Consider the following 20294-nt stretch of genomic DNA (forward strand, 5'->3'; position numbering starts at 1 on the left):
CAAAGAGCGTATATGAAGTTTGTTTTATCTAGTGCAACTGTTTGTTCACTAACATTTTCTTATATATTAATCATCTAAAGTACATTGCTCTTAAATAGTGAACTCTGATGTGAAAGTCACATAGTGCTTTTCACAAGAAAGATCATAAATAATTTTTAAATGCAATAGAACTTATACTTGACAATATGCCCTCACCACTGCCCACAGACATCTCTCCACCGCGTCAAAGCAGAGTCGATCAAGCTTTGATCGAGCAGTTTGATCTACTGCTTCGTGCCAAATATCCCTTGCTATATGTGGTCACTGCGGAAGAAGAACCAGTGGAAGATCTGTTGATCGAGGTTGCCTTGCAGTCCAATCCCAGTCGCAGAATTTTGTTTTGGGATATTGCGCGGGGCTGGAGTGATAATAATGCGGATAAAGGCTCAGTGATGGCAGCCCTGTCACGCATTTCGCAGCGCGATAAAGCTACTACCGATCATGACAACGTTCTTTATGTGTTGCGGGATTTGCACCCAATTTTGAAATATCCCCACCAAGAGCGTCATATTCCAATTATTCGTGAACTGAAAAACTTGGCAAGGGATCTCAAGCGCGATCGCCGCACCATTGTACTCACCAGCCATGTGCTAGAGATTCCCCCTGAACTCACCGAAGAAATTACCGCGATTGACTTTCCGCTACCTGCGATCGCAGAAATTGAATACCTGATCAAGCAAAAAATTTCGGCAGACAAACTACAACTATCCAACTTAGCTTGGGAACAATTGGTCAAGGCTTGCCAAGGATTGAGTCGTACTCGCATTCAGCGAGTTTTAGCTAAAGCAATCGCCGAAAAAGAACAAGTTAACGATGCTGATATCGATGCCGTCCTCACCGAAAAGCAACAGGCAATCAGACAGACAGGCATCCTCGAATTTTTTACAGGTCATGAATCCCTCAAAAATGTCGGTGGTTTAGATAACCTTAAACAATGGGTGCGAATTCGCCGTGATGCCTTTACCGAAGAAGCCAAGCGCTATGGCATTCCCACTCCCAAAGGTGTGCTGCTGGTTGGTATTCAAGGAACGGGTAAATCACTCTCAGCCAAAACCATCGCCAATGAATGGCGTTTACCACTATTACGTCTCGATATTGGGCGCTTATTTGGGAGCTATGTCGGCGAAAGTGAAAGTCGAATGCGACAGATGATCCAACTCGCGGAGGCAACAGCCCCCTGTGTACTCTGGATTGATGAAATTGACAAAGCCTTTGGCAATGTTAACAGTGATAGCGATGGCGACTCTGGTGCAAGTCGGCGCGTCTTAGGCACTTTAATCACATGGATGCAAGAAAAAACTACGCCTGTATTTATCGTCGCCACTGCCAATAATGTCCGTATTTTGCCTGCGGAACTATTGCGAAAGGGGCGATTTGACGAGATTTTCTTTTTGAATTTGCCCACCGCATCAGAGCGTCAAGAAATCTTTAAGGTGCATTTACAAAAATTACGCCCTAGTCGCTTGCGTGATTTTGACCTATCCCTCTTAGCTCGTCACACCAAAAACTTTAGCGGTGCAGAAATCGAGCAGGTAATCATTGATGGCATCCATCGCGCCTTTGGACGGGGTAGTACAGGCAACCGTCAAGACTTTACCACCGAAGATATCATTAGTGCAGTGGAGGAAACCGTGCCACTCGCGGCGATCGCCGCATCACAAATTGAGTCTCTCAAGCAATGGGCAGCCGAGTCAGGCGCAAGGACAGCCTCCAATGACGAGCAATTGCTGCAAGAACTTCGTAAATTTGCCATTAACCTAGAGTGATTATGTCCCACTTCACCACAATCGCAGTTGAAATAAAACATGGGGACTTGCTCAAGCAAACCTTGGAGTCACTGGGCTATCCTGTCAAAGAAAATGTCTTAGTGCGCGGCTATCTCGGTAATACCACCTATGCAGACTATGTGATCCCCATGCCCAATGCCTATGACATTGGTTTTCGGAAAATTGGCGATCGCTATGAATTAACGGCAGATCTATGGGGTGTGGCGATGGATGTGGAAGAATTTGTAGGGCAGTTGCACCAGCAATATGCAACTAAGGTGATCTTAGCTAATGCCACTCAACAAGGATTTGCGATCGAGCAGCAGCAAACTTTAGAAGATGGTACGGTGCGAATCGTGATTGGACGTTGCGCCTAGCTATTTAAGAGGTAAGTTGCGGAGCTTCGCGCAGTAAACCATCTTTGGGTTTTATGCCCTAAGAATCTGAGTTACGAAATAGGGTTAAGACGGGAATACAGGCTCCAACGCATGAAGCGATCGCACCGATGCCTGCAAAAATATGAGGAGCTTGGGTATATTTGACAATTTCATCTGTGGCAAGTGGCAGGGTTGCGAGCAACATACACGACACACCTAAGCGAACTGCTAACTGATGAATCATGATTAATACTTGAATTCTACGGAAAACTGGAATGCCAGATACTTCACACTAGGTGTACTCAGGGGGATCGTCATCTACATATAGAGTGATATGTAATAGTGATGCGCGGCAAAGCTGCACACCACTATCTATTGACTGGGAAGGGAGTCACTAGAGATTCTTGATTGTTGCTAAGTTTTGAAACATCGGTTTTGCAAAGTAAAAACCTTGAAATAGCTCAATTCCAAAGGATTGCAAAATACTTAGCTCTTCGTAGGTTTCTATGCCTTCAGCAATCACCTTAATTCCCAACTCATCACACACCTGTGTGATTCCCCTGACAATGGCTCTACGGCTTTTGTTGTGGTCAATATCGCGGATTAGTCCCATATCAATTTTGACGAGATCGGTTTGCATTTCTGCCAACAAATTCAGCCCTGAGTAGCCTGCCCCAAAATCATCGATCGCAGTCAGAAAACCTGTTTTTCGATAGTATTGAATAATTTCGCGAAGATGAGCATGATCAGTGATCTTTTCGCCTTCCGTAACCTCGAAAATAATTTGATTAACGGGAAAACCAAATGTTTCTGCGGCTTCAATGGTTGTCCGAATACACAACTCTGGACGGTAGACGGCATTGGGCAAGAAGTTAATGCTCACAAATGATTTAATATCTAGTTTTGCGCCAAATTCCACCGCCTTGACGCGACAAGATTGATCAAAACTATAACGATTGAGATCATTAACACGCCCTAAAATTTCGCCAGCAGGCTCTTCATTTAGCCCTCGAACCAGTGCTTCCTGTGCAAAAACTTCATGGGTTGTTGTATTGACAATTGGTTGAAATGCCATTGTGAACTCAAAACCTAATCCCCTATCCTTAGAGCATTCAGTGCAACCATTTGCCATATTGTTTTGATCTCCTACCATGTCATTCACCTAAATATTTATAAAGCCATGCAGCATTAATTAATCAATAATTTGCCTTTCAATTTGCCATCCAATATTACACCCTGCGATCAGCATTATTGGGCAAAAAGTATCTATAGCTACGGTTTTGCCATAGTTTTGCCAAGATTTCACAATATCAGCTAGATAATAATCGTCAATGTCTATAAACCTGACCCACTAAAGCATTCCCACTGACTTTAGATGAGGGTGTGAAAGAGTTGATAACTACTGTGATTTTGGAACTATTCCTTAAAAACTTAGTCTTAGATGCACATATTTGAAAGTATATGCAAGATTTATACTTGTTCTTCAATTTTACATCTATTTCCTATGAAGTCAGCTTTTGTGATCGCTTGGACAGTCTTGGCATCGGTGGGCATGTCGGCAACTGCCGCAGAGATGTATCCTAACGCAACGGTTCAACAAAGTGATCAATCTGTGGCATTGCCACCAATTCAGAAGCTGAGTCAAAACATCTTAGGTAGACTTAGTTTTGAGGAACAGCTCTTGGCTTTAACCAACATTGAGCGCCGCAAAGTAGGGTTGCCACCTCTGAGGCTATCACGACAATTGAGTCGGGCTGCACAGGCTCATGCAGTCGATATGGGCAGGAATGGATACTTTAGTCATACGGGGCTAAACGGTTCTAGCATGGTAGACCGAGCTAAGGCGACTGGCTATAGATATACAGCCTTGGGCGAAAATCTGGCGGCGGGTAGGGCGACTCCTGAAGGCACAATTCGTCAATGGATGAATAGCTCTGGACATCGGGCGAATATTCTTAGTAATAAGTTTACGGAAATTGGGTTTGGCTATGCTAATGCTCCTAATGCTCGCTATCGGCATTATTGGGTACAGGTATTTGGAAGACCACAGCGCTAGATTAAAATACAAAGACTTTTGTATTTCTAGAAACCCATGGGTGATCGCCAATATATTCGTTTTTATAAACCCTATGGCGTGCTTTGTCAGTTTACCGATGACAGTCCATCACCGCGTCTAACGTTAAAGGAATACATTGATCTTCCTGAGGTGTATTCGGTGGGGAGATTGGACTTTGATAGTGAAGGTTTGTTGCTATTAACCAATGATGGACAGCTCAAGCATCGTTTAATTGAGCCGCAGTTTGAACATTCCCGCACCTATTGGGCGCAGGTAGAGCGTATCCCCACAGAGCAGGCTTTACAGCAATTGCGCGATGGGGTAACAATTCAGGGCTATCAGACTAAACCTGCGATCGCAAATTTATTGAATCAAGAGCCAGACTTGCCACCACGCGATCCGCCAATTCGGTTTCGGGTCAATGTACCGACGGCATGGATCGAGCTAACCTTAACTGAGGGCAAAAATCGCCAAGTTCGCAAAATGACGGCGGCGGTGGGGTTTCCCACTTTGCGATTGGTGCGGGTGGCGATGGCAGGACTAGATTTGACAGGTTTGGATGTGGGGCAGTGGCGCAGGTTAACTGAGTATGAACTCCAGCAATTAAGGCTGAAGGTAATGTTGCGCCGCCTGCGATAGGGCGGCGATTAGTTTCTTAATTACGTCTAACTCATCATCATCGCCAGAAGCCAACTCTTGGTAGCCCACAACTGGCACTTCAGTTTGAAATATGGCGGTTAGTAACTGATGATCGGGTGCGATCGCAATTGAGCCATGCTGCAAAACTGAATTATGGCGATAGACTTGGGCGCTACCAATCAGTTTCCGACCATCGGCAATCACCAGATCGGCATTGGTTGCCGTCGAAAAGCAACTGGGATTGTGAATATAGCCACGTCCAGCATTGCCATAACTAAGCTCTATCCCCAAAGCGGCAAAACCTTGAATTAAAAATTCGCAAACATGTTCATATACCTGTCGATGCGATCGCAGTTTGCCGTTAGCATTGACATGGGTTACCACCGCATAGGTGAGATCGCCTTTATGCAATACGGCTCTGCCACCACTGGGACGACGCACGATCTCTAAATTGTGACTTTCTGCGATCGCATTCCAATGATCGGGATATTGCTTTTGATGAAAGCCGAGGGAAATTGCGGCGGGATTCCAGCGATAAAATCTTAAAAATGATGGTGAATGAGCATCTTGACTATGGCGCTCCAGTAGAGAATTATCCATCTCCATCTGGAGCTGACCCGATGCTTCAGCATAGGGAATAATCTGCCAATGATTTTGCATTGTGATCAAGGTTTGTCCCCAGAGAGAGTATTTAGCTGCTCTCTGGGAAATTATAGGTTTAATTCTAAAGTTTTAAGCTTTAAAATTAGCTTCTAAAAACTCATCATTGTCATCAGCAATCGCCGCCACGATGGTAATGATACGAGAAATTTCAGCAGGGGAAAGATCTTCCACTGCGCGGGAAGATAATACTAAGACTTGATCATTCTGGATCGCATATCTAGCTTCAAAGGTATCGGTGGCATTCTTCTCCAGTAGCCAACGGTTTAATTTTTCTTCGTCTTTAAATGGCGCACTCAAGACAATCGAAAAGACGGTAAAAGTGTCACTAGGTGAAGTTCCCGTAATATTGACAACTACTTCTACAGTGCCATATTTAAATTTCCACGTATCCTCGGTTTGATTTTCGAGCGCTGAATTATCAGCATCCATACTGGCGATGACAGTTTGGATGGTTTGCACAATGTGGTCAGCAGGAGGTGCAAAACTAGACTCTGCTTCTACAGCAGTTATTGGCGATTCTGTTGCGAAGGTCATAGTTAAATATCTAGTTACTATCTGCCAATAGTGTATAGCAAAGGTCAAGCATTTTGGATAACTTGACCTGTGGGATGCCTACTTGCGTGGAGAATGCTCAACAATTATTAGCAATTTTGCGATCGCGGTCGTCAAACTAGAATCGAGTAGCGCGACTCGATGAGCCTAGTAATACCAATCGTAAAAACTTAATCTGCCATAGCCCAGAAATTGGGAGCTAGGCTGTGTACCTTGGGGAAATGCAGTCACACCAAATAGATATACACCTTCATAGCGAGGATTTCGCACAGGACGCACGCCGATTACTAATTTACTGTCAGGCTGATTTACGGCAGGGATCGGGGGATCAAAGGTGACAGCTAGGGTTGAGCGATCAGGACTGGGAATCACCGCAATTGTGCTTGCCACTTCGATCCGTTCCCCTGTGGGCTTCTCGATATAAGAAACCACTTGGTTATCTCGAAACCGTACTTCTTCAAAACCTTCTTTTTGTAATATTTCTAATTTTTGGAGCGGTTCATCCAGATCTGGCGGTAATGCGATCGCAAAGTAATAGACAGCACTACTTGCATAAATGCGATTGACCGTCGTTTCTGCACCGATGAGTATGGGCAAATGGAGAAAGTAGGTTTTGCCATCGCGTAGCTGCACTGCCTCTGCGGTGGGCTCTAAAGCCTTGAAAGAAGTAAAAATATCACTATTAACTGAAAAAATTGGCAAAGTGGAGATCGACAACATTGCGATCGCAGTTATAACTTTTTTAGAGATTTTTTTCTTCATAAAGACGTACTGTTTTGCTAGCATTGTACGAATAGCTACTTTTTTCGCAGCGACAGGCTTATCGAAAGCCTTACGATCTCATTAAATGCTATCTCATTAAGATAGAGGTATCTACTGTGGTTTCTTCCCCACCAACATCATCGACTGTCGCACTAAATCTTGAAAGTGCGCTTTCATCCAGCCCTTCGACCAACTCAGACTCTGACAGTACCACAGACAATATAATCAGTCGTTCCATGATCGCTATCCTTGATTTTGGTTCTCAATATTCCGAGCTAATTGCTCGCCGTATTCGTGAGACACAAGTTTATTCTGAAGTTCTAACCTATCATATCTCAGCTCAAGACCTGCGGAAGCTCAATCCCAAGGGCATCATTCTCTCTGGTGGACCAAACTCGGTCTACGACGAAGGCGCACCTCAATGCGACCCTGAAATATTTAACTTGGGCATTCCTATTTTGGGCGTTTGTTATGGAATGCAATTGATGGCAAAGCAGCTCGGTGGAACCGTCGAGCAAGCTGAGCGGGGAGAGTATGGCAAAGCAGAACTATTAATTGATGATCCCACTGACCTGCTCACCAATGTCGAGACAGGGACAACGATGTGGATGAGTCATGGGGACTCGGTAATTGATTTACCTCAAGGCTTTGAAATTCTTGCTCATACTGCAAATACTCCCTGTGCTGCGATCGCCGATCATCAGCGTAATCTCTATGGGGTGCAGTTCCATCCTGAAGTGGTGCATTCCATCGGTGGTATGGCAATGATTCGCAACTTTGTCTATCACATCTGTAAATGTGAACCAAGTTGGACAACCGATGCCTTCATTGAGAATTCCATTCGTGAAATTCGCGCTCAAGTTGGTGGCAAAAAAGTATTACTCGCCCTCTCTGGTGGTGTAGATTCTTCCACCCTTGCCTTTCTATTGCATCGAGCGATTGGCGATCAACTTACCTGCATGTTCATCGATCAAGGCTTTATGCGAAAGCTAGAGCCAGAGCGTCTAGTCAAGCTTTTTGAAGAACAGTTTCATATCCATGTCGAGTATGTCAATGCTCGCGAAAGATTCCTAGAAAAAGTGGCGGGAGTCACTGATCCTGAACAAAAGCGCAAGATCATTGGTAAAGAGTTTATTCAAGTTTTTGAAGAAGAATCGAAACGCCTTGGCCCCTTTGACTTCCTTGCTCAAGGGACACTTTACCCCGATGTCATTGAGTCAGCTGATACCAATGCTGATCCTGTCACTGGCAAGCGAGTAGCCGTCAAAATTAAGAGTCATCACAATGTCGGTGGTTTGCCTGAAGATCTTAGATTTACGCTCGTTGAACCATTGCGGAAGCTCTTTAAAGATGAAGTCCGCAAGTTGGGTACTGCCCTCGGTCTGCCAGAAGAAATCGTCAAACGGCAACCTTTCCCCGGACCTGGGTTAGCGATTCGGATTATTGGTGACATTACCAGTGAGCGCCTAAATACACTGAGAGATGCCGACTTGATTGTTCGTCAAGAAATCAACCGAGCAGGTCAGTACAACAATCTCTGGCAAGCTTTTGCCGTTCTATTACCCACCGTTCGCAGCGTTGGCGTAATGGGAGATAAACGCACCTATTCCCATCCTGTAGTTTTGCGTTTAGTCACTAGCGAAGATGGTATGACCGCAGATTGGGCAAGGGTTCCCTATGACCTTTTAGAAACTATTTCTAATCGGATCGTCAATGAAGTGGAAGGTGTCAATCGCGTGGTGTTGGATATTACATCCAAGCCCCCTGGCACGATTGAATGGGAATAAAACCCATCCATTCAAGTTAACAATTAAATAGCTAGGCATAATTAAACCACTAAGCTAAAACCTGTGGCGCACGCACAGCGTGTGCCACAGGTTTTAGGGTTTCATATATTGTATTGAGGATGATAGAGATGGGGATTCAAGACATTGCGAGCAAAGACTCCACTTCCGAAAACTCAAATTCTGAAAATTTCTATGCCGATCTACCTGTTATGCAAGATCTGGTGGAGATTACCCATCCCCAAAACTTTTATACAGTCCCCCATGATTGGACAGTGATTATTACTGATGTTGTCGAGTCCACCAATGCGATCGCCACGGGACGATACAAAGATGTGAATATTTTAGGTGCTTGCTCTATTATTGTCCTGTTAAATTTAGTGGGCAATCTTGATATTCCATTTGTCTTTGGTGGCGATGGCGCTTCTATATTAATCCCTTCGCGATTTGTCATTGATGCTGAACAGGCACTAAGCGCTGTCCAAAAATTAGCCATCGATGAATTTAATTTGATTTTACGGGTTGGCATCGTTCCTATGACCGCTATCATCACCAGTCATGAAATTAGAATCGCTAAACTAAGAATCTCTGACAACTATGTTCAGTCGATCATCAGAGGTGGCGGCATTGCCTACGCCACAGAATTAATCAAAAATCAAGCCACCACAGAGTTATACAGTCCTAATTTTCAAGGCAAAAATGCGATCGCAGATTTCTCAGGGCTAGAATGTCGCTGGCAAGATATTCCCACCCGTCACGAAGAGATTTTGAGTTTAATTGTCCTTGTCACTGCACCCAGCCAAAGTCAAACAAACATCACCTACCGCGCCGTGATCGAACAGATTGATCGTATCTATGGCAAAGGTACAGAATGTCATCCTGTCGCCAAGGAAAACTTACATCTTTCGTTTCGGAAGAAAAACCTATCCACCGAGATGCGCGTCTTTGTGAATTCTCAGAAATGGATACAAAGATTCTTGCATCTATGGAAGCTCCGCTTGATTAACTTACTCGGGCTAGTTTTGATGCAATTTAATATCAAACTGGCGGGCTTTAATTGGGGTGACTACAAGCAAATTGTGGCAGAGGCAACGGACTTTAAGAAGTTTGACGATTCACTGAAAATGGTAATTTCAGGTACAACCAAACAACGCCAGAAATTAACTAATTACCTAGAAAATCAATTTCGGGAAGGTCGCCTAGTCTACGGCTGTCATGTTTCCGATCGTGTCTTGATGACTTGCTTAGTTTTTGAGCGCAATGGTCGTCAAGTTCATTTTGTAGATGGAGCTGATGGCGGCTATGCCTTGGCAGCAAAGGAAATGAAAGAACGGATAAAAAATTAAAATTTAGTTGAGCTTCACCCCGATTTACAATGCTCAATACCATCACTTTGGTGGGTATTCTAAGCGGTCATTGCAAGGTACGCTAGTAATAATGACTATAGCAAAAGGAAACCTCCCGTGCTTTTATCCAAAGGCTTTGAAGTGGAAATCTATACCTCTACACCGACGGGGGATGTAGTGGGCTTTTCCGATCGCATTGTGGCGAATCTGCATGGATTTGTCCGCGAACCCGATAGCCGTAATGTTGAGTACATCACTCCACCCTTTCATAAGTATGAGCCATTGCTAATGGCATTGGTGGAGCCTCGCCAAAAACTACGCAGCTATTTGCGATCGCTAGGCGATTACACACTCATGCCAGGGAGTACATTAGCCTTGGGGGGAGTTGATCATTTCTATCGTTCTGATCCACAAAATCCATACCATACCTACATCGAACAAACCTATGGTACGGATGTTGTGACTGCAAGCATTCATATCAATGTTGGTATTCCCGATTTAGAGTCACTCATTGCCGCTTGCCGCCTCATTCGCCTCGAAGCGCCACTTTACCTAGCCCTCAGTGCTGCCTCACCATTTCTAGATGGCAAAGTTACAGGCTTCCATTCTTCCCGTTGGCAGATGTTTCCCAAAACACCAAAGCTAGTTCCCTTATTCCGTGATCATCATCATTTTGTGGAATGGACAGAGCAGCAGTTACAATTGGGAACGATGCAAAATGTGCGCCATCTATGGTCATCGGTACGCCCCAATGGTGATAATCGTCCCTACAATCTTAACCGTTTAGAATTGCGAATTTCTGATTTAGTCATTGATCCTGTGGCGTTACTAGCAATTACTGCACTTTTAGAAATGCGCTTAAATCAATTTCTAGAAGCAGGAATTGGCTCAGCTCTTGATCCTCTTGCCCCTCATGCTAGTAAATTCACCCCTGATGAACTTGCTGAACTTGCCGATCAAAATGAAATAGCGGCGGCCACCAGTAGCCTTGATGCGATGTTGACCCATTGGCAAACAGGTGAACAGATCACTGCAAGGGCATGGATTAGCAATCTCTACGAAGAATTGCGATCGCGAGCAAAGGACAATGGCGTATGGTGCTTCCTGTCACCATTACAAAAAATTCTGGAGCAGGGTAATGAAGCTCAACGTTGGCTCTCGGCATATCACAATGGGCTTAGTCCGCGTCAAATTATGACCGATGCCATCGCCAGTGCCGAGCAAATGGATAAGGAACTAGCCGAAGCTCTATTACTGATTTAATGCGATCATTTCCAACATTCTCTATTCCTGTTCCCAAAATCGATAATTGAGCATAGTCTCTATTTCCTGATCAAATTGCCATTGATCAGGAAAATCCACTTGCCGATATTCTTCCCGTACAGTTTTGAGGGCAATCTCCCAAGCATCAGCAAAGCTTTCATGCCACCGAGTTTTCAGGCTTGGAACTTGTTTCAGCAAAACCTGAAGACCATTACGCTGATTACGGATTGTACGTTCCCAGCCATTATAGTCATAGGGTAGATCAACATATAGACGCTTTAGCAAATGTTCCAATAATGTAATCAATCGACTAATCAACTCTTTTTTCTGAGAAATCCCCAAAGACTCCACCTCTTCAATTAAATTTTCTAAATCTAAATTCTCAAAATCATGGGCTTTGAGCTTAGCGACAGTCTCTTCAACCCACAGCAAAATATCTTGTTCATACAATGACAGGGAATTTTTTGTTTGTGTCATATCTACCTCCAGTGTCGATATATTTAATTCTTCTAGGGGCTAGGGGTGAGGGTCTTGGAAACTTCCACGTAACATCAGTTCCTAATGTAAAACTAAAGATTTAGGGATAGCACTAATTAGCCTTTGGGTATAGGGCTGTTGAGGATTGGTATAAATCGATTCCGCCGTACCTAACTCCACAACTTCACCCCTGTTCATCACCATAATCCGATCGCTCATAAATTTGACCACACCGAGATCATGGGAAATGAAAATATAGGTCAATCCAAATTCCGCTTGGAGTTCTTTTAAAAGATTGAGAACCTGCGCCTGTACCGACACATCAAGCGCCGAGACAGGTTCATCAGCAATGATTAATTTAGGATTGAGAGCTAAAGCTCTAGCAATACAAATACGCTGCCTTTGACCACCCGAAAATTCATGGGGATAGCGACGCATCGCACTTTTGGTTAAGCCAACTCGCTCTAGTAAATAGGCAACCCTTTCCTTGCGAGCTTCAGCTTTACGATAGCGATGAAAGCGCTCTTGGTGACTATGGACAATTAATGGTTCTGCGATCGCATCACCAACACTCATGCGTGGATTGAGTGAACCGTAAGGATCTTGGAATACCACTTGCAAATCACAGCGTAATTTCTGTAAAGCTTCTCCCTTTAATTGCGATATTTCGGTTCCTTCAAATTTAACAGAACCGCTTACGCCATTGGTTAAACCAAGAATCGCCCTACCTGTGGTAGTTTTGCCACATCCTGATTCGCCCACAAGTCCAAGGGTTTCACCACGATAAACATCAAAACTGATGTTATTGACCGCCACAAAATGGCGTTTTTTGAATCCTAGGATGCTCCGAATTGGGAACTCAATTCTCAGGTTCTGTACAGAGAGAATTGGTGCTTGTTTTTGAAGTTCGCTTAAACGAGCAGCAGTTTCTTCGGGCAGCACAACTTCCAAATAACGCGGATCACTCGGTTCTTTTTCCACCAATTGTCCATTTTGCATTTCCATAAAATCACTCACCGTTGGCAATAGGCGCAACTGACGATCGGGCTGCGGACGACAAGCAATTAAGCCCTTGGTGTAAGGGTGTTGAGGCGTTCTAAAAATTGCGGTGGTAGCCCCAGATTCCACGACTTCACCCTGATTCATGACTAGAGCCTGATCGGCAATCTCTGCCAAAATCCCTAAATCATGGGTAATAAAAATCATCGACATTTGTCGCGATCGCTGAATTTCCTTCAACAATTGGAGAATTGTCGCCTGTACCGTCACATCTAGCGCCGTAGTTGGCTCGTCGGCAATAATCAATTGGGGATTGCAAGAAATCGCCATCGCAATCATCACCCGTTGTAACTGTCCTCCCGAAAGCTCATGGGGATAGCGTTCAATCAATTGCTCAGGATTAGGTAATTGCACTTCCTGAAATAGCTGGATCGTGCGGATCTCGGCTTCCTGTTGCGATACCTGCTGATGCAGCCGAATCGCTTCAATTACCTGATAGCCACAGGTAAACAATGGATTGAGGGAGGTCATTGGTTCTTGAAAGATCATCGCCATGCGATCGCCACGATATTTCAGCATCTTCTGCGGTGATACTCGGACTAGATCAAGGGGAACTTCACCACTAGGTCGAAATAGCACCTCACCATTCGTAATTTTGCCCGACTCCCCTAACAAACCCATGATCGCCAAAGCCGTCGCTGATTTACCAGAGCCAGATTCGCCAACAATGCCAAGGGTTTGCCCTTGCGCCAGATCAAAGGAAATATTTTTGACGGCATGGACAATACCTTCATCGCCACGAAAGGCAACCTGTAAATTACGCACCGAGAGTAATAAATTTTCAGGCTGGGCTAGATCTTGGGCAAGCGCAGGAGATTGTGACATAGGTAATTAGCTAGCAAAATTATTCACTATTATAGGAGAGGGTCAAGCGCTCTTCTATTTCATAATCAGTTTTCAAATCAATAATATGCATCTTCCTTATTCCCAACTAGCAACCCCAGATTGCGATCGCGCTGCTTTTATTGCTAAGGATGCCGTGGTGATTGGGGATGTGTATTTAGCCGAACGGGTAAATATTTGGTACAAAGCGGTAATTAGAGCCGATGTCAACCACATGGAGATTGGCTACTGCACAAATATTCAAGATGGGGCAGTTTTGCATGGAGACCCTGACCAGCCCTTAGTGATTGGCGACTATGTGACGATTGGACACCGCGCCGTGATTCACTGTCGGGAAATTGGGCGCGGTTGCCTGATTGGGATGGGCGCAATCCTATTGGAAGGAGTAAAAATTGGTGCAGGCAGTGTGGTCGGTGCAGGGGCAGTGGTGACTAAAGATGTGCCTGCGGGTGTGGTGGTGGCAGGTGTCCCCGCCAAGGTGTTGCGGGAAAATTCTGAGCAGGAACAACAAACTGCGATCGCACATGCCGAAAATTATTATGAGCTAGCACTTCTGCACAAAATCACATAAACAAAAAGGGTTGCGCTGCAACCCTTTTTGTTTATTTAGCGATTGCGATTGTGGTGAGAATCGCTACGCTCGGATTTTGATGATTGTAGGATCGGCTTACCTGTACCTCTAGACGCTTGAGCTTTTTGAGGTTTATTACCCGACTTGGCGGATAGGGCTGGTTTTGCTGAAGAACTTACCGCTGAGCCATTGTCTCTACCACCATCTCTACCGCGACGTGGTTGATGTTTTTGTTGTCTTCCCACTTGGATTGGTTCAGGCTGCACGCGGGGATCAGGCTCAAAACCAGCAATGGTTTCCTTCGGTAGCGATCGCTTAATCAGTTTTTCAATATCCGTCAGGAACTTACGCTCATCGACACAGACCAAAGAAATTGCTTCACCCGATGAACCAGCTCGACCTGTGCGACCGATGCGATGCACATAGTCCTCTGGAACATTGGGCAACTCATAGTTAACCACATGGGGCAGCTCACTAATATCTAACCCCCTTGCGGCAATGTCCGTTGCCACCAATACTTGCAAGCTACCATCTTTAAACTTGCCAAGGGCGCGAGTACGAGCAGCTTGGCTCTTGTTCCCATGAATCGCCATAGCCACAATGTCATCTTGATGTAGTTGTTTGACCAAGCGATCGGCTCCATGCTTGGTGCGTGTAAACACCAATACCTGATACCAATTATTGGTTTTGATCAGGTGAGTCAGTAAATCCCGTTTGCGATCGCGATCGACAGGGAAAATTCTTTGCGTCACCAAATCCGCAGTCGCATTTTGACTAGCAACTTCCACCATCACAGGCTGATTGAGCAATGTACTCGCAAAGGATTTAATCTCATTGGAGAAAGTTGCTGAAAACAACAGGTTTTGGCGTTGCTTCGGTAATAAAGCCAAAATACGGCGAATATCACGAATAAAGCCCATGTCTAACATGCGATCGGCTTCATCAAGCACCAAAATTTCGACCTGAGAAAGATCCAATCTGCCCTGCTGCACATGATCCAGCAATCGACCGGGGGTTGCCACCAAAATCTCGACACCACCTCTAAGGCGATTGATTTGGGGATTAATATTCACACCACCATAGATCACCATTGAGGTAAGCGGCAAATGTCTACCATACATCCGCACACTTTCTTCGACTTGAGCAGCTAGTTCACGGGTTGGTGTGAGAATCAGCGCTCTGATCGGAATTTTACCCGTTGCCGATCGCTTAACTACTTTATTGGACAATTGATGCAAAATTGGCAGCGTAAATCCTGCGGTTTTGCCAGTACCAGTTTGAGCGCCAGCTAAAAGATCGCGTCCAGAAAGAACAACAGGAATTGCCTGCGATTGAATCGGGGTAGGCTGAGTATATCCGCGAGCAGTAACAGCGCGGACAATTTGATCAGACAAGCCCAACGCTGTAAAGCTAAGTGCAGAAGAAGACATAGAACTCCAAATTTTATAGTTCAGTCTGTCGCTGTTAGCGAGGCTATTTAATAAGCGATGCCATTTATAGTCGTACCAAGTCTCAGGATTTTTGAAAATTCCTAAGAATCTAAAACCTTACCCAGAGGGATTTTAAAGCTTCATCAATGGGTGAACCCATGCGTGAAATTGGTGTAAGACGGCTCAGAGACAGAAACCTTGTGTAACGTGTCAACAGTATCAATGACTGGGAGCAGACACTGTAGGTTTAGATTTTAGCAGAGGTTAATGATTATGGCTAGGGTTGTTGCCCGCCGAAGACGGGTAAGCAACCCTTGGTCGCTCTAGCGCACACTTGGCAGTTCGATATCAATTGCCTGTTGTTGCATTTTTTTGAAGACGTTATAAAAGCCGTTGGCTCTTGAAGGCGTAAGACTAGCCACTAAGCCAGTGTCTTTAATAAAATCAGGCGTAAGTAACTCAATCTCTTTTTGAGTCAGTCCACTCATGCACACCGACAGTAAACCCAAAAAACCTTTGCTAATCAAAGCATCCGAGTCTCCTGAAAAGACGACATGCTCATTTTCATCTAGCTCGGCAACCACAAATACCTGTGATACACATCCCTGTACTTTGTTGGCGGGTGTTTTCAATTCTTCAGGAAATTCGGCTAATTTCTTCCCATACAAAATCAGTTGTTCGTAGCGTTGTTTAGGATCGGTAAGCCTTTGAAATCGCTGGACAATGCGACTAACGGCTTCGGGTAAATGGGTCGGACTTGGCATTAGCTTTGGAAATATTTTGAAAAAAATAGAAAATCTTAGATTTATTCCAGTTTAAAGGATCGCAAGGCATCTTGTGCTGCGATCGCCTATATCCATCATCACGACGTAGCATTGCGATCGCAGTTTTTCGAGTTAAAATCAGAACCTACAAGCTGTTTAGTCTATAGTTATAGTTAATGTTCAAAAGCGATGCAAGTTACTATTGAAGTATCCGATGAAGTTGCATTACAGGCAAATCGAACAGGTTGTTCTGTGCAGGAATTTATCATGCAAGCAATTCAAAGATATATACATCAGGAAGTTCCTCTAGTTCATACCGAAACTTGGCAAATGTGCGGTGCATTGCAAGTGAAGAATAATCTGGATATGCCGATTCATAGCGATCTAGATGTGGTTACTAACTATGCTGAAAGTATTGATGATGTTCTTTATGGCAGTCTGTAATGGCAGAAGTTCTAGTTGATACATCAGCACTGATTGCTTTTTTTGTTGGCTCTGAGAAGCACCATTTATCTAATCGTAATAAAGAATAAATTAACACTCAAATCTGAGAAATTCATAATATGATGAAAATTAGAAATTTCTGGGTGGGTGGTAATGTCTGAAGATTCTAATCGCAATTCTAGTTTTAATGCAGCAGCTAACAGTCGTGTTCACCATGTCACATTGGAGGACGTTGCACAGTTCACCCCTGAAAAAGTAAATCATATTTATAGGGGTGGTATCAGACAAGGTGCTGGCAGAACTGATGTCCAAGCACAGCAGATGGTTGATAAAATTCCTGCGTCACAACGGGCTGGAGTTGATGGTCAATCGGCGGCGGCTAGAACTAAGGAATATCTATCTAACAAAGATGCTAGTCATATTCATCCTCACAGTAAAGGTGGATCAACTCATCCAGATAATATGAAATGGGAAGATCGTATTCCTAACCGAACAAGAGGTGATAAGCCGATGACTCCAAAGGAGCAGAAGGCTATAGATGCTAAGGCTAATGTTGATAATTTGACGGGTGCTGTGCAGAGGGGAATGGAGGCAGGTTTAAAAGGTGCAGTGATTGGGGCGGTTACGACTTTACCTTTTTCATTTTTGAGAAATGCTTTGCGGGTTTCGCGTGGTGAAATGACTAGCCAAGAAGCAGCAATAGAGACTGGCAAAGAAACTTTGATAGGTGGTGCTGTGGGTGGTGTGACCGCTTTTACTGTGACCGCAGTTGCTTCTGCATTTCCACCAATTGCGATCGCGCTTACAGCAGTTTCTCCTGTTTTATTAGTTGCTGGCGGCGCAGGTATGGTTTATGAGTTTTTCAAAATTCTTGAGGATCATAAACAAGAGGTTAGAGATTATTACAATGCTTTGACTGAGCAACAATTGAGCTACTTGCAGCAAGTCGAAGATGAAATGACCTATGAACATAAAAAGAATCTTAGATTCCTAGATGAGCAAAGTGCATTGAGTGAAGAGATCGTAAATCGCCCTCGTAGGTCTGGCATCGAAGGAGCTTTTGAGCGTTTACAGCAATCAATGGCGATCGCTGAAATCATGGGACTGACTAGCAAAGATAGTAAGCTTCTTGCCAATTCTAAGCAACGTTACTTATCTGCAAACAGTTAACTTAAGATCAGGTCGAGAGAATGATATTTATAATTCCCTTCATAATTGGGGCGATAGGTGTTGCTGTTGGTGCTGTCGGTGGAGCATTTGCCGCTCATGCAGCAGGAGAGAAAGATAGACAAGAATCAAAAAGTCATCGCAAGGTTGCTAACGAACTTTGTAACAAATATTCTAAACTCCAAAAGCAATATTATGACTTAGCAGATAAAAGCAAGGCTGAAAATAAACGTTTACTTAACAAGCTTGCTATAGCTGAAGTTGAGAAAGATACTTTACATTTAGTCGTTGAGTTACAGCAAGCAATTATCGGACTCATGTTAAGTATTGATGAAAGTCCTAGCTATGAAGCTCTGTCTCAAACAAATAATGCTGTTAAAGCAACTAATCAGGTTCTATTAAAATTGGGCAAAAATCCTCTTGAGATTGATTCTAATTACTTTGATCGCAATTTTAAACGTGTAATTGCTATTGAGGGATCAAACGTTCGGGAACTCATAGCCAAAGATCCAAATATTCCTCCTGCAATGTTGGAAAAACTTTCAAAAGATATATTTTGGATTCGTGAAGCTGTAGCAGACAATCCATCTACACCCAGAAATATACTGACACTTCTAAAAGAAGATAAATACCCCGAAGTTAGTAATGCTGCTCAGAAAAATCTTGATTATCAGCAAAGACAGCATCTCTATGTTAAATATGGCAGCCAAATTAGCTTAAAAGCTTGTAATGATAAATATATTATGTCTTGGTTAAACCGTCGTGGCAAGCTTGCTGCAAGGGCAGATCGTATTAATGATTGGGAAAAATTTGAAATCGTTAATGCTGAAGAACCTTTTTCAGAAAATAAAAATAGACCAGTACGCTATGGAGAAAAGATTGCATTGCGTTCAATTGCTAATAATAAATTTGTGTCTTCAAATCACGGAAAACTGGTTGCTAGGGCGAATAAACCAATGGAATATGAAACATTTACCCTGTTATCGCTAGAAAACTATAAAAAATCAGGCAAAAATATAGAATATGGGGAGCAGTTTTCATTGCAAGCTCATAATACAAAGCAAGTTTACTGTAGAGTCAGAGATGATGGACGTATATGTATTGATTCATATAGAAATGATGGTTCAGAAGTTTTTACTTTTATCCAACCGAGTAATTAAGAGTAAGATTACCAAAATTAAATTTACAAATAATTCTTCTGCGAGAACCAAACTATGAAAACGATCGCTATCCAAATAGATGAAGACATTGCCAAATCATTTCAATCTTCACAACCAGAGCAACAACAACAGATTTAAGCATGGCTCAATCAATGCATGAGACAAGCCTTGAAAATCAGTAAGTTACAAAACACAATGGATAGACTGAGTGATGAAGCTGTGGCTAATGGATTAACTCCAGAAATTTTACAGGTAATCATTTAGAGAGGTTATTAACATGGGAACGATCACAATTCAAGTCGATGCTGAAGTTGCGAAGGCATATCAGGGAATCAATTCTACCAACCGTAAAAAAATAGAAATGCTATTTAACATTTTGTTGCAACAAGAGTTAAAAGAAATATCCCTCATGCAAATCATGGATGATATTGGCTATCAAGCTGAAAAGAATGGGTTAACCCCTGAAATTTTAGAGTCAATACTTGCTGATGAAGACTGATCGGATTGTCTTTGATACCAATGTCATTGTCAGCGCTTTAATGTTCCCTCGTTCTGCGCCAAGACAAGCCTTTAACATTGCCTATTCCACAGGCAAGATCTTAGTATCTACAGTAACTATTCTAGAATTAGAAGAGGTTCTCAGCCGCAAGAAATTCGAGAAATATTTCTCAATCGAAGAACGTATCCAATTTGTTGCTAGATTTTTTGCCGATGCAGAAATCATTGAAATCAACGAAAAAATTATAGCTTGTCGCGATCGCAAAGATGACAAGTTCTTAGAACTAGCTGTTAATGGCAAAGCTAATTACATCATCACAGGCGATCAAGATCTACTTGTGCTAAATCCGTTTCAAGATATTGCAATTATTTCTGTATCAGATTATTTGAGCTTGTAGTGAATAGGCGATCGCATCTTTAGCTTTTTATAATTACCTCAACCTATCATCGTAATAGAGCAAAACGAGGATAAGTCCTATAATTTAGAAAACTGAAGAAGCACAGTAGGAGTTCTCAGAAATTATTAAGGTGTCTATAGCAACCCTAAATGAGTTGTGGAAAAAAGCCATACTTAAAAATCTTCTCAAAGCAAAAGACTTGAAGATGAGTGACTAACTCAAATAACCTCTTCACA

Annotated in this window: 22 protein-coding genes; 13 read left to right on the forward strand and 9 right to left on the reverse strand. The window is 43.4% G+C overall.

Translation table 11 applies throughout. The features are described from left to right. The first annotated feature begins 185 nt into the window (after positions 1-185). Together H6F41_RS15125 and H6F41_RS15130 are read left to right on the forward strand one after the other, a co-directional pair. Positions 186-1805, forward strand: a complete 1620-nt coding sequence (locus tag H6F41_RS15125; RefSeq protein ID WP_190404302.1) for an AAA family ATPase — start codon at positions 186-188, stop codon at positions 1803-1805. Positions 1806-1807: 2 nt separating this feature from the next. Further along, a complete protein-coding gene (locus tag H6F41_RS15130; protein ID WP_190404303.1) occupies positions 1808-2182 on the forward strand; it encodes a DUF1257 domain-containing protein in 375 nt (124 codons plus the stop codon). Positions 2183-2240: 58 nt separating this feature from the next. On the opposite strand, the gene H6F41_RS15135 is transcribed toward H6F41_RS15130, so the two are convergent. Together H6F41_RS15135 and H6F41_RS15140 are read right to left on the reverse strand one after the other, a co-directional pair. Continuing rightward, positions 2241-2426 (reverse strand): hypothetical protein, encoded by a 186-nt coding sequence (locus H6F41_RS15135; RefSeq protein WP_190404304.1) that lies wholly within the window; start codon positions 2424-2426, stop codon positions 2241-2243. 150 nt (positions 2427-2576) lie between these two features. Next, positions 2577-3335 carry an EAL domain-containing protein gene (locus H6F41_RS15140; RefSeq protein ID WP_190404305.1) on the reverse strand — a complete coding sequence of 253 codons (759 nt, stop codon included), beginning with the start codon at positions 3333-3335 and terminating at the stop codon, positions 2577-2579. Positions 3336-3686: 351 nt separating this feature from the next. On the opposite strand from H6F41_RS15140, the gene H6F41_RS15145 reads away from it, so the two are divergent. Together H6F41_RS15145 and H6F41_RS15150 are read left to right on the forward strand one after the other, a co-directional pair. Continuing rightward, positions 3687-4238, forward strand: a complete 552-nt coding sequence (locus H6F41_RS15145; protein WP_199288789.1) for a CAP domain-containing protein — start codon at positions 3687-3689, stop codon at positions 4236-4238. A gap of 36 nt (positions 4239-4274) precedes the next feature. Then, positions 4275-4877 carry a pseudouridine synthase gene (locus H6F41_RS15150; RefSeq protein WP_190404306.1) on the forward strand — a complete coding sequence of 201 codons (603 nt, stop codon included), beginning with the start codon at positions 4275-4277 and terminating at the stop codon, positions 4875-4877. Here the strand turns inward: H6F41_RS15150 and H6F41_RS15155 are convergent. From H6F41_RS15155 to H6F41_RS15165, 3 genes are all read right to left on the reverse strand, one after another. After that, positions 4842-5537 (reverse strand): lipoate--protein ligase family protein, encoded by a 696-nt coding sequence (locus H6F41_RS15155; protein ID WP_190404322.1) that lies wholly within the window; start codon positions 5535-5537, stop codon positions 4842-4844. The two genes, H6F41_RS15150 and H6F41_RS15155, sit on opposite strands and share 36 nt — an antisense overlap. 72 nt (positions 5538-5609) lie before the next feature. Further along, positions 5610-6074 (reverse strand): YbjN domain-containing protein, encoded by a 465-nt coding sequence (locus tag H6F41_RS15160; protein ID WP_190404307.1) that lies wholly within the window; start codon positions 6072-6074, stop codon positions 5610-5612. 165 nt (positions 6075-6239) lie between these two features. Then, positions 6240-6854 carry a DUF2808 domain-containing protein gene (locus H6F41_RS15165; RefSeq protein ID WP_190404308.1) on the reverse strand — a complete coding sequence of 205 codons (615 nt, stop codon included), beginning with the start codon at positions 6852-6854 and terminating at the stop codon, positions 6240-6242. Between the two features lie 236 nt (positions 6855-7090). Here H6F41_RS15165 and guaA point away from each other — a divergent pair, with 236 nt between their 5' ends. From guaA to gshA, 3 genes are all read left to right on the forward strand, one after another. Next, entirely contained in the window at positions 7091-8641 is a 1551-nt protein-coding gene (guaA, locus tag H6F41_RS15170; RefSeq protein WP_190404323.1) for a glutamine-hydrolyzing GMP synthase, read from the forward strand. Positions 8642-8769: 128 nt separating this feature from the next. After that, the gene (locus tag H6F41_RS15175; protein WP_190404309.1) at positions 8770-9984 is read left to right on the forward strand and encodes a DUF3095 domain-containing protein; all 1215 of its coding nucleotides are present in this window, start codon (positions 8770-8772) and stop codon (positions 9982-9984) included. Positions 9985-10101: 117 nt separating this feature from the next. Next, entirely contained in the window at positions 10102-11247 is a 1146-nt protein-coding gene (gene gshA, locus H6F41_RS15180) for a glutamate--cysteine ligase (RefSeq protein WP_190404310.1), read from the forward strand. Positions 11248-11268: 21 nt separating this feature from the next. On the opposite strand, the gene H6F41_RS15185 is transcribed toward gshA, so the two are convergent. Together H6F41_RS15185 and H6F41_RS15190 are read right to left on the reverse strand one after the other, a co-directional pair. Then, complete coding sequence (locus tag H6F41_RS15185; RefSeq protein ID WP_190404311.1) at positions 11269-11724, reverse strand: DUF29 domain-containing protein; 456 nt, start codon at positions 11722-11724, stop codon at positions 11269-11271. An 81-nt stretch (positions 11725-11805) separates the two neighbouring features. After that, positions 11806-13608 (reverse strand): ABC transporter ATP-binding protein, encoded by a 1803-nt coding sequence (locus H6F41_RS15190; RefSeq protein ID WP_190404312.1) that lies wholly within the window; start codon positions 13606-13608, stop codon positions 11806-11808. An 85-nt stretch (positions 13609-13693) separates the two neighbouring features. Between H6F41_RS15190 and H6F41_RS15195 the strand changes: the two genes are divergently transcribed. Next, a complete protein-coding gene (locus H6F41_RS15195) occupies positions 13694-14197 on the forward strand; it encodes a gamma carbonic anhydrase family protein (protein WP_190404313.1) in 504 nt (167 codons plus the stop codon). Positions 14198-14232: 35 nt separating this feature from the next. On the opposite strand, the gene H6F41_RS15200 is transcribed toward H6F41_RS15195, so the two are convergent. After that, positions 14233-15627: a DEAD/DEAH box helicase gene (locus tag H6F41_RS15200; RefSeq protein WP_190404314.1), complete on the reverse strand. Its 1395-nt coding sequence runs from the start codon at positions 15625-15627 to the stop codon at positions 14233-14235. A 323-nt stretch (positions 15628-15950) separates the two neighbouring features. Beyond that, a complete protein-coding gene (locus tag H6F41_RS15205) occupies positions 15951-16391 on the reverse strand; it encodes a SufE family protein (protein WP_190404315.1) in 441 nt (146 codons plus the stop codon). Between the two features lie 189 nt (positions 16392-16580). Here H6F41_RS15205 and H6F41_RS15210 point away from each other — a divergent pair, with 189 nt between their 5' ends. The 5 genes from H6F41_RS15210 (at position 16581) to H6F41_RS15230 (ending at position 20058) form a co-directional block, all read left to right on the forward strand. Next, positions 16581-16835 carry a hypothetical protein gene (locus H6F41_RS15210; RefSeq protein ID WP_190404316.1) on the forward strand — a complete coding sequence of 85 codons (255 nt, stop codon included), beginning with the start codon at positions 16581-16583 and terminating at the stop codon, positions 16833-16835. Between the two features lie 153 nt (positions 16836-16988). Further along, positions 16989-18005 carry a hypothetical protein gene (locus H6F41_RS15215; RefSeq protein WP_190404317.1) on the forward strand — a complete coding sequence of 339 codons (1017 nt, stop codon included), beginning with the start codon at positions 16989-16991 and terminating at the stop codon, positions 18003-18005. 20 nt (positions 18006-18025) lie between these two features. Then, entirely contained in the window at positions 18026-19162 is a 1137-nt protein-coding gene (locus H6F41_RS15220) for a fascin domain-containing protein (protein WP_190404318.1), read from the forward strand. A gap of 277 nt (positions 19163-19439) precedes the next feature. Beyond that, positions 19440-19661, forward strand: coding sequence for a hypothetical protein (locus H6F41_RS15225; protein WP_190404319.1), 222 nt, complete (start codon positions 19440-19442; stop codon positions 19659-19661). Further along, positions 19651-20058, forward strand: a complete 408-nt coding sequence (locus H6F41_RS15230; protein ID WP_190404320.1) for a putative toxin-antitoxin system toxin component, PIN family — start codon at positions 19651-19653, stop codon at positions 20056-20058. The genes H6F41_RS15225 and H6F41_RS15230 overlap by 11 nt, the downstream gene beginning before the upstream one ends. The last annotated feature ends 236 nt before the right edge of the window (positions 20059-20294 follow it).

The organism is Pseudanabaena mucicola FACHB-723, assembly GCF_014696385.1.
Classification (GTDB): Bacteria; Cyanobacteriota; Cyanobacteriia; order Pseudanabaenales; family Pseudanabaenaceae; genus Pseudanabaena.